The organism is Pseudomonas sp. 7SR1, from assembly GCF_900156465.1.
Classification (GTDB): domain Bacteria; phylum Pseudomonadota; class Gammaproteobacteria; order Pseudomonadales; family Pseudomonadaceae; genus Aquipseudomonas.
Window position 1 is genome coordinate 5,671,518 of record NZ_LT707064.1, and the last position, 9,141, is coordinate 5,680,658.

The 9,141-nt window shown below is 65.2% G+C and carries 9 protein-coding genes; 4 read left to right on the forward strand and 5 right to left on the reverse strand.

Annotated elements, in window-relative coordinates:
• Window positions 1–2: 2 nt before the first annotated feature.
• From BW992_RS24905 to BW992_RS24920, 4 genes are all read right to left on the reverse strand, one after another.
• Window positions 3–1,415, reverse strand: a complete 1,413-nt coding sequence (locus tag BW992_RS24905; RefSeq protein ID WP_072389133.1) for an aspartate aminotransferase family protein — start codon at window positions 1,413–1,415, stop codon at window positions 3–5.
• A gap of 119 nt (window positions 1,416–1,534) precedes the next feature.
• Window positions 1,535–2,041, reverse strand: a complete 507-nt coding sequence (locus BW992_RS24910) for a GNAT family N-acetyltransferase (RefSeq protein ID WP_072389135.1) — start codon at window positions 2,039–2,041, stop codon at window positions 1,535–1,537.
• 127 nt (window positions 2,042–2,168) lie between these two features.
• Window positions 2,169–3,500, reverse strand: a complete 1,332-nt coding sequence (locus BW992_RS24915; protein ID WP_076407241.1) for a sensor histidine kinase — start codon at window positions 3,498–3,500, stop codon at window positions 2,169–2,171.
• A complete protein-coding gene (locus BW992_RS24920; protein ID WP_072389140.1) occupies window positions 3,497–4,177 on the reverse strand; it encodes a response regulator in 681 nt (226 codons plus the stop codon). The genes BW992_RS24915 and BW992_RS24920 overlap by 4 nt, the downstream gene beginning before the upstream one ends.
• Before the next feature lie 174 nt (window positions 4,178–4,351).
• Between BW992_RS24920 and dsbD the strand changes: the two genes are divergently transcribed.
• From dsbD to dsbG, 3 genes are read left to right on the forward strand one after another with little or no spacing between them, the layout of a single operon-like run.
• Complete coding sequence (dsbD, locus tag BW992_RS24925) at window positions 4,352–6,079, forward strand: protein-disulfide reductase DsbD (protein WP_076407242.1); 1,728 nt, start codon at window positions 4,352–4,354, stop codon at window positions 6,077–6,079.
• The gene (locus tag BW992_RS24930; protein ID WP_072389144.1) at window positions 6,079–6,948 is read left to right on the forward strand and encodes a TlpA family protein disulfide reductase; all 870 of its coding nucleotides are present in this window, start codon (window positions 6,079–6,081) and stop codon (window positions 6,946–6,948) included. The genes dsbD and BW992_RS24930 overlap by 1 nt, the downstream gene beginning before the upstream one ends.
• Complete coding sequence (gene dsbG / locus BW992_RS24935; protein ID WP_072389146.1) at window positions 6,924–7,691, forward strand: thiol:disulfide interchange protein DsbG; 768 nt, start codon at window positions 6,924–6,926, stop codon at window positions 7,689–7,691. Before BW992_RS24930 ends, dsbG begins: the two co-directional genes overlap by 25 nt.
• Window positions 7,692–7,797: 106 nt before the next feature.
• Here the strand turns inward: dsbG and BW992_RS24940 are convergent, their stop codons facing one another.
• Complete coding sequence (locus BW992_RS24940; protein WP_072430328.1) at window positions 7,798–8,604, reverse strand: alpha/beta fold hydrolase; 807 nt, start codon at window positions 8,602–8,604, stop codon at window positions 7,798–7,800.
• A gap of 191 nt (window positions 8,605–8,795) precedes the next feature.
• On the opposite strand from BW992_RS24940, the gene BW992_RS24945 reads away from it, so the two are divergent.
• Window positions 8,796–9,062 (forward strand): hypothetical protein, encoded by a 267-nt coding sequence (locus tag BW992_RS24945; protein WP_072389150.1) that lies wholly within the window; start codon window positions 8,796–8,798, stop codon window positions 9,060–9,062.
• Window positions 9,063–9,141: the final 79 nt, after the last annotated feature.

A 9,141-nucleotide genomic window follows, 5' to 3' on the forward strand; every position in this document is an offset into this window, starting at 1 on the left:
AATTAGGTATCCGCCACGGCAGCCTTCAAGGCCCGTCCGAAGATTTCGGCGACCCGGTCGACTTCCGCCGCCGAGATGATCAGTGGCGGCAGGAAACGCACCACCGCACCCTGGCGCCCACCCAGCTCCAGGATCAGCCCGCGCTTGAGGCATTCACGTTGCAGCCCGGGAGCCAGGCGGGCATGGGCCGGCGGATGTCCCAAGGCATCCGGGGCGCCAGCCGGGTCCACCAGTTCGACGCCGAGCATCAGCCCACGGCCGCGTATGTCGCCCATCTGCGGAAAATCCCGTTGCAGGCTGTGCAGGTGATCGCTCAGGCGCCGGCCCATGGCGGCGGCATGAGCCGGCAGGTCGTGTTCCACCAGATAGCGCATCACCGCCGAACCGGCCGCCATGGCCATCTGATTGCCGCGAAACGTCCCGGCATGGGCGCCCGGCAGCCAGGTGTCGAGCCAGTCGCGATAAACCAGCACCGCCAGCGGCAGGCTGCCACCGATGGCCTTGGACAGTACCACCGCGTCCGGAATGATTCCGGCATGCTCGAAGGCGAACATCTTGCCGGTACGACCGAAACCGCTCTGGATTTCATCGACGATCAGGGCCACGCCGGCCTGCTCGGTGATCCGCCGCAGGCCGCGCAACCAGTCGACATCGGCCGGTATCACCCCGCCCTCGCCCTGCACCACCTCGACAATCACCGCCGCCGGCAACTGCACACCGGCCTCCGGATCGTTCAGCAGATTCTCCAGGTAGTGCAGATTGGCCTTCACCCCCTCGGCGCCGCCCAACCCGAACGGGCAGCGGTAGTCGTAGGGGTATGGCATGAACTGCACGCCGTTGGCGAGCAAGGCCCCCAGGGGTTTCTTCGGCCCCAGGCTGCCCATCAGGCTCAGCGCCCCCTGGCTCATGCCGTGATAACCACCCTGGAACGACAGGACCGTGCTGCGTCCGGTGGCGGTGCGCACCAGCTTGAGCGCTGCTTCCACCGCGTCGGTGCCGGTGGGTCCGCAGAACTGGATCTTCGCTTCGGCGGCAAACGCCGTTGGCAACAGGCCGAACAGGTCCTGGACGAAGCGGTCCTTGACCGGGGTGGTCAGGTCCAGGGTATGCAGGGGCAACTCGTCGGCCAGCACTTGCTGGATCGCCGCGATCACCACCGGATGGTTATGCCCCAGTGCCAGGGTGCCGGCACCGGCCAGGCAGTCGATGAAGGTCCGGCCCTCGACGTCCTCGACGTACAGCCCCCTGGCACGCTTGAGGGCCAGGGGTATCCGTCGCGGATAACTGCGGGCGTTGGATTCCTGCCGGCTCTGGCGGGCCAGCAGCGGCGATTCGTTGAACTGATAGAGCATCTCGGCCGGCACGGGGCTGACCCGCGCCGGTTCTGCTTCGATAAGGCTGTTGGCGACTGACATTTCTCGACCCCGCAATACACTCAAGTAGTGACCCAAACGGCATACCGCACAGATGCGCATCCGGTCGGGCGCATAGGCAGGTTTTCCTGTCATGGGAAACGCATCAGCACGGTGCGGATTTACCCTTCAGGCAAAGTTGATTGCACCGCCCCCGTCAGTGGCTTGTGCATGGCAATGGCCGCGATTCCGCCGATGGCAAAGGCCTCGGCACTCTGCTCGAAGCCCAGGTGCCGATAGAATCCCTGACTGGTGCGCGTGCTGTTGAGCCGCACCCGGGCGACACCGAGGTCCCCCAGCCACGCCTCGATGTCCCGCACCAGCGCCCGGCCGGCGCCGCGGCGAAACCATTCCGGTTGCACATAGCAGAATGCGATCCGGCCATTGACCGAAGCCATCGCGGTTCCTACCGGACGCCCCTGCAACCGCGCCAGGGTCAGGCGCAACCGCGGATCGGCCAGCCAGGGCTGTATGCGTGCGAGGGTGCTGTTGCGGGTCCAGGCCGCCACGAGGCGCGGGTCGTTACGGTGTTCGGCGGCACAACCGATGCGGATGCAGCGCTCGGCGATCCGGCTGATGATGCCGGCATCGCTGGGCGTGGCTGTGCTGATTTCGATGGGAGCTTGCATAGGCGCGGTCTTCCTCAGTCCTTGAGTCGAGCTGAAAAAAACATAGCCCCGCATGACCCGGGGGCGCCAATGGCAGGTCGTTACCGCAGATGTACGCTCGATGTTCGTAGGGACACAATCGATCCGCTCAACCGGGCAATGCCTGCACCGGCATCGTCAATTCAACCCGCAGCCCATCCGGACGACTGTCGAAATGCAGGCCGCAGCCACAACGCTGGACAATGGCCTGGACGATCGCGAGGCCCAGTCCGCAGCCGGTGCTCTGGCCGCTGCGCCAGAAGCGCTGGGTCAGGTGCTGGAGATCGTCGGCGGCAATGCCGGGGCCGTGATCGCGGACCTTGAAGCGTACCCGCTGGCCGATCATTTCCAGGCTCAGTTCCACGTCGGTATCGTCCGGGGTGTGGCGCAGGGCGTTATCCAGCAGGTTGCGCAACGCGGCGATGGACAGTACCGCCGGCATCTGCACCGGCGCATCGGACAGGCCCGGGGCTATGTGCAAGCGAATTCGCCGGGAAGCGCCACCGCCCGCGTCCTGGATCGCCAGTCGCGCGACCTGCTCGGCGCTGCACTGCACGCCATCGTCGAACGACAGGCTGCCTTCGACCCGGGCCAGCAGCAGCAATTGTTCGAGCGTGCGGTGCAGGCGGTCGGCGCCCTCCTCGGCCCGGGCCAGGGATTGATCGCGGGCAGCGCCGTCGGTCATGCGCGCCACTTGCAGGTGCGTCTTGATGGCCGTCAACGGGCTGCGCAGTTCATGGGCGGCGTCGCCGGTCAGCCGGCGTTCCCGCTCGATGGTCTTGCCGATGCGCTGGAACAGCTGGTTCTGGGTTTCCAGCAACGGTCGCAGCTCGCTGGGCAGCGGATGAATCTGCAAGGGTTCCAGGGAGTCGGCACTGCGCCGCATCAACGCATCGCGCATGCGATTGAGCGGTGCAAGGCCCTGGCCGATCCCCAGCCACAGCAGACACAGGCACCCCAGCAGCGCCACGCCTACCGGCACCGAGGCGGCCAGCAGCACAGACATGTTCAAGGCTTCGCGCTCGATCTGGCGGTCGGCGGTGGTGATACGCACATCGCCTCGGGCCAGGGTGAAGCTGCGCCACGGCGCACCGTCGATCATCTGGTCGTGGAACCCCATTTTCTCGGCTTCCAGGGCCTGTTCCGGGGTGCTGTGGCTACGGGCCAGGATCTCACCGCGCAGGGAGCTGACCTGGCAGGCCATGCCCCCCGGGATGTTCAACTGTTCCGCGCTGAAATGTGTGCCCTCGCCCTTGCTGGGCATGGGCGGCAGCTGCTCCAGCAGCCCGGCCACCATCCGCGCCGACGCCACCAGGCGCTGGTCAAGGGAAAACATCATCTGGTTGCGCAGGTCGCTGAGCATCCATGCAGCAGCCAGGGCCCAGATCAGGATGAACGCGGCGCCAAGGGTCAGGCTCAGGCGCAATCGCAGGCTCATCATTTGGAAGTCTTCCCGTCGCCGGCCGGCCCCAGCCGATACCCCAGGCCACGTACCGTCTCGACAATCCCGTTGCCCAGCTTGCGCCGCAGGTGATGGATATGCACGTTCAGGGCATTGCTTTCCAGTTCGTCGCTGAAGCCGTAGACGCTGTCCTTGAGCTGTTCGGCGGACAGCACCCGGCCGCGGTTATGCAGCAAGGCCTGCAACAGCGACTGCTCCCGGCGGGACAGGTCTACCGGCTGGCCCGCCAGCATCGTTTCGCGGCTGCTGGGGTCGTAGGTCAGGCTGCCATGCTCGATCAGGTTTACGCTGCGCCCCGCCACCCGCCGCAACAGCGTGTGCAGGCGAGCGGCCAGTTCCCGCAGGTCGAAAGGCTTGAGCAGATAGTCGTCGGCGCCGGCCTGCAGCCCGTCGACCCGATCGGTCACCGAATCGCGCGCCGTGAGGATCAGCACCGGAATCTCCAGGCCTTGCTGGCGCAATTGCCGCAGCAGCTTGAGACCGTCTTCGTCGGGCAACCCCAGGTCCAGCACCATGACGTCGAATTCGGCCACCGCGAGGATCGCCCGCGCCGCCGATGCCGTTGCCACGTGTTCGACGACCAGGCCCTGGGCCGTCAGGCCGGCGACGATGCCACTGGCGATCAACTCATCGTCTTCGCAGACCAGTACGTGCATGGTAAGCCTCGTGGAAAAAGGTACATTAGGCCGCCGGCCGATTAAGCCGACATTATGCGACGAGTACCGCCCCATGGGCGATCATTGCTGTTGACCCGTCGTCGCCGGGTTAATCGACGGTTAATCGCCGGTCGCCATTGTGCCCTCACTCGCTTCGTTCTAAGGCTTCTCTACATGCGTCGATTGTTTTTGCTGTGGCTGCTCCTGATCTCGGGCCTGGCCCAGGCCGCCAATCCCTTCGAGACAAAACCCGACTTCCTGCCGGTGGAAAAGGCCTTCGTGTTTACCGCCGAGCGCCTCGATTCCGGTGAGACCCAGCTGTTCTGGCAGATCGCCGACGGGTATTACCTGTATCAGCAACGGCTCAGGTTCGACGGCCTGGCCGAGGCGCAGAAACCGAAGTTGCCCGAAGGCGAGGCCCACAGCGATGAGTTCTTCGGCGATCAACAGGTCTATCGCCAGGCGCTGGAACTGAAGATCCCGGCGGGCGCCACCGGCAAGATCAAGGTGGGTTTCCAGGGCTGCGCCGACGCAGGCCTGTGCTACCCACCCCAGACCCAGGTAGTCGACCTGGGCGGTGACGTTCCCGCGGCGGCCAATGGCGAAGCGGCGGACCAGGCCCTGGCCAGTGGCCTGCAGCAGCGGGCCCTGGGCTGGAGCCTGCTGGTGTTCTTCGGCCTGGGGCTACTGCTGGCATTCACGCCGTGCTCCCTGCCGATGCTGCCGATCCTTGCCGGGCTGGTGGTGGGCAGCGGCGCGGGTCCCCGGCGGGGCCTGGCCCTGGCCGGCAGTTATGTGATCAGCATGGCCTTGGTGTATGCCGCCATGGGCGTGCTCGCCGCGCTGCTGGGAGCCAATCTGCAGGCGCTGTTGCAGCAACCGTGGCTGCTGGGCGCCTTTGCGACGGTGTTCGTGCTGCTGGCTTTGCCGATGTTCGGTTTCTTCGAACTGCAATTGCCGGCCGCCCTGCGGGACCGACTGGAAAATGCCGGCCGCCAGCGGCGTGGCGGCAGCCTGCTGGGCGCCGGCGTCCTCGGCGCACTGTCCGGCCTGTTGGTAGGTCCTTGCATGACCGCGCCACTGGCCGGCGCACTGCTGTATATCGCCCAGAGCGGCAATGCACTGCACGGCGGGCTGATCCTGTTCGCCATGGGCATCGGCATGGGCCTGCCGCTGTTGCTGCTGGTGACTGTGGGCAATCGCTTCCTGCCCAAGCCCGGGGCCTGGATGAACGTGCTCAAGGGCGTGTTCGGTTTCCTGTTCCTGGGCACTGCGCTGCTGATGATTCGTCCGGTCATCGATGATTCGCTGTGGATCGGATTGTGGGGCGTGCTGTTGCTGATCGCCGCCTACAGCGCCTGGCGCCAGACCGAAGGTTTCGGTCGTACCGCGTACGTGTGCGGTAGCGCGTCGCTGTTGCTGGGGCTCTGGGGCAGCCTGCTGGTCATCGGTGCGGCAGGCGGCAGCGACGACTTCTTCCAGCCCTTGAAAGTCTACAGCGGCGGCCAGGGCGGCGCGGTGGTCGATGCCCGGGATGCCTTCGTCACGGTCAGCGAACCCGCGGCCCTGCAGCGGGAGCTCGACGCCGCCCAGGCCCAGGGCCAGTGGGTGCTGCTCGACTACTACGCGGACTGGTGCGTGTCCTGCAAGATCATGGAAAAACAGGTGTTCGGCCGTCCCGAAGTGCTGGACGCCCTCAAAGGCGTACGCCTGCTGCGCCTGGACGTGACTGCCGATACGCAGGCCAGCCGTGAGCTGCTGGGGCGCTATCAAGTGCCAGGGCCACCGAGCCTGCTGTGGATCGGTAGCGATGGCCAGGAGCGTCGCAACCAGCGGATCACCGGGGAAATCGATGCCAAGGGTTTCCTGGCACGCTGGAACGCCACCCGGGATGCTCGCTGATGCTGACGTTAACCCTGGGGACCTTCGCCATTGCCCTGAATCACCTGCTGTTGATCAGCGCCCTGGCATTGGCGACATTCGTTGGCTGGCGAGTGGCCCGGCGCGGTGGCGAGAACCCCGAATCGGTGCTGTTCGTGCTGTTCCTGCTCGGGCTCCTGGCGGCGCGGGTCGGCTTTGTCGTGGCTTATTGGGGCCATTACCGGGACGACCTGTGGCAGATCGTCGACCTGCGCGATGGCGGTTTCCTGGCCTGGCCCGGCATCGTCGCGCTGCTGATCGGCACAACGCTGTGGGCCCTACGTCGTCCGCCCCTGCGCCGGCCACTGGGCTTTGGCGTCGGCAGCGGCCTGTTGTTCTGGCTGGTGGCCACGATGTCCCTGACCCTCTATGAGCAGGGTACCCGCCTGCCGGACATCAGCCTGCGAAACGCCGAAGGCGAGACGGTAAAGCTCACCGATTACCAGGGCGGCCCCCTGGTCATCAACCTCTGGGCCACCTGGTGCCCGCCCTGCCGGCGTGAGATGCCGGTACTGGAAGAGGCGCAACAGCAGCGTCCCGACCTGACGTTCCTGTTCGTCAATCAGGCCGAAAGCATGCAAAGCGTCAGCACCTTCCTCGAAACCCAGGGCCTGAGCCTGGACAACGTTCTGTTCGATGGCAGTGGCCGACTCGGCCAGGCCGTCGGCTCCATGGCCCTGCCGACAACCTTGTTCTATGGCGCCGACGGCCGCCTGCTGGACAGCCACCTCGGTGAACTCTCGGAAGCGAGCCTGGCCCGCGCCCTGGAAAACTTCGAAACGCCGGGCTCGACCGCGGCGCCCCACCCCGTCACAAGGAAATCGCCATGCCCCGCCTCCGCCCTCTGCTGACACTGGCCTTCGCCACAGCGCTGTCCCAAGCCCCCCTGCTCCAGGCCGAGGAGTTGCCGGCAGCCATCAAGAAGATCGAAGCCAAGGGCGCGAAAATCGTCGGCACGTTCCAGGCACCGGACGGACTTCGCGGTTACGCCGCGCAATACCAGAACCGTGGCATGGCGCTTTACCTGACGCCCGACGGCCAGCATGTACTGCTGGGCAACCTGTACGACGCCGACGGCAAGGACCTGAGCGCCGAGCCGCTGCAGAAGCTGGTCTATGCCCCGATGGCCAAGCAGATCTGGAGCAAGATGCAAGCGAGCCACTGGATCGCCGACGGCAAACCGGATGCACCACGCACCGTCTACCTGTTCAGTGATCCCAACTGCCCGTACTGCAACATGTTCTGGGAACAGGCACGGCCATGGGTCAACGCCGGCAAGGTGCAGCTGCGCCACATCATGGTGGGCATCATCCGTGAGGACAGCCCGGCAAAATCCGCCGCGTTGCTGGCCGCCAAGGATCCTGAAAAAGCCCTGGAGAACCATGAGAAGGCCGGCAAGGGCAGCCCCCTCAAACCGCTCAAGGACATACCGCCGGCCATCCAGGCCAAGCTGGATGCCAACTTGCAGCTCATGGACGAACTGGAACTGTCCGCCACCCCGGCGATTTTCTATCTGGATGAAAAAGGCGACCTGCAGCAACAGCAAGGCGCGCCATCACCGGACAAGCTGGTGAAGATACTCGGGCCGAAGTAACCGGCGGCCACCGAAACCTGTGGGAGCGGCAAGCCCGCTACCACAGGTTTTTATCGTCGTCCACGACATCGGTTTTCGCCCCCCTCCACGGGTCGTGATGGCGGGGTCAGCGGCGTAGAAACTCCAGCAGCGCAGCGGTCACGAACTCCGCGTTCTCCAGGTTGGAGATATGCCCCGCTTGCGGGATCAACCGACAGGGGCAACCGATCAGCCCGGCCATCTCCTGGGCCTCGGACGGCGGCCGTGGCTTGTCCTGGTCGCCACACATCACCAGGGTCCGGCCGGCGTCCAGCTCCGGCAGGCGCGACAGAATGTCGTCCCGACCGAAGATGATCCGCCCCAGCGGCACGATGCTGTCGCGCAGGCGGTCGGCCGGCAAGGCGGCCAGCGTGGCGCGGAACTGCTGGTACAGCGGCGACTGCGGCTCGATGCCCGGCCGGAAGAAAATCGGCACGATGATATCCAGCAAAGGTTCGGCAATGGCCCCGTTCGCCTCGATCTTGTCGAACAACGAGAAATAATACTGGCGGGTCGGCTCCGGCTCGACGCCCACATAAGTGTCCATCAGCACCAGTGCCTGCAGCCGCTGGGGCGCCGCCAGCGCCAACCGGGTGCCCCACATGCCGCCCACCGAAAGCCCCACCAGGCTGAAGTCATCGACGTCCAGTTGGTCCATCAGCCCCAGCACCTGGCGAGCCAGGTCGTCCAGGGAGGTCATGTCCTGCGGCAGACGCCCGGATTGGCCGTGGCCCCACAGGTCCGGGGCGATCACCCGGTAATGCCGGGACAAGGCCTCGATCTGCGGCGCCCACATGCCGTGGTCCCACAAATAACTGCTGCCCAACACCACCACCGGGCCCTGGCCCTGGTCGAGGTAGTGAAGCGATTGTCCATCAAGGGTTGCAAAGGGCATCGAGGACCTCCTTGTGAATATGGAAAGTTTGAATGCGCAAAAACCTCGGCAGCCTGCCGTGGCATGCAGCGATCCGTCAATGCAAGGGATGATCCCGTCCGTAGGGTACCTGTCAGCTATGACAGTAGTTTTGCCCGGCCACCGGCGATAGGGTGAGGACTCGATCAACCATCACCGGATGGAGAACCGCCATGACCAAAGCCGAGCTTCAGGCGTTCGCCCAGGCACAAGTGGATCTTTTGAAGCCCAAAGCCGCCGATACCCAGAAAGCTTCCGGACAGCGGGCCAAAGGAAAACTGATGTTCTACGAGGCACTGCTGGCCGTTTACGGCAACACCCAGACCCCGGAACAATTCGGTTTGCTGGATGCCGTCAACGATACCTTCCAGGAAATCGGCGCATTCGCCTCCGGCGTCACCTTCTTCAGCAAACCGGAAGAATGCTGCCGCACCCCATGACGCGCCCACAGGGATTTAAGATCGCTGGATACCTCGCGACAAGAGGCGCAGGCCCCGCTCACACAGGGGCCTGCACAGA

Coding starts and splice junctions, on each gene's coding strand:
- BW992_RS24905 (WP_072389133.1), bottom strand. CDS start 1,415: ATGTCAGTCGCCAACAGCCTTATCGAAGCAGAACCGGCGCGGGTCAGC.
- BW992_RS24910 (WP_072389135.1), bottom strand. CDS start 2,041: ATGCAAGCTCCCATCGAAATCAGCACAGCCACGCCCAGCGATGCCGGC.
- BW992_RS24915 (WP_076407241.1), bottom strand. CDS start 3,500: ATGATGAGCCTGCGATTGCGCCTGAGCCTGACCCTTGGCGCCGCGTTC.
- BW992_RS24920 (WP_072389140.1), bottom strand. CDS start 4,177: ATGCACGTACTGGTCTGCGAAGACGATGAGTTGATCGCCAGTGGCATC.
- dsbD (WP_076407242.1), top strand. CDS start 4,352: ATGCGTCGATTGTTTTTGCTGTGGCTGCTCCTGATCTCGGGCCTGGCC.
- BW992_RS24930 (WP_072389144.1), top strand. CDS start 6,079: ATGCTGACGTTAACCCTGGGGACCTTCGCCATTGCCCTGAATCACCTG.
- dsbG (WP_072389146.1), top strand. CDS start 6,924: ATGCCCCGCCTCCGCCCTCTGCTGACACTGGCCTTCGCCACAGCGCTG.
- BW992_RS24940 (WP_072430328.1), bottom strand. CDS start 8,604: ATGCCCTTTGCAACCCTTGATGGACAATCGCTTCACTACCTCGACCAG.
- BW992_RS24945 (WP_072389150.1), top strand. CDS start 8,796: ATGACCAAAGCCGAGCTTCAGGCGTTCGCCCAGGCACAAGTGGATCTT.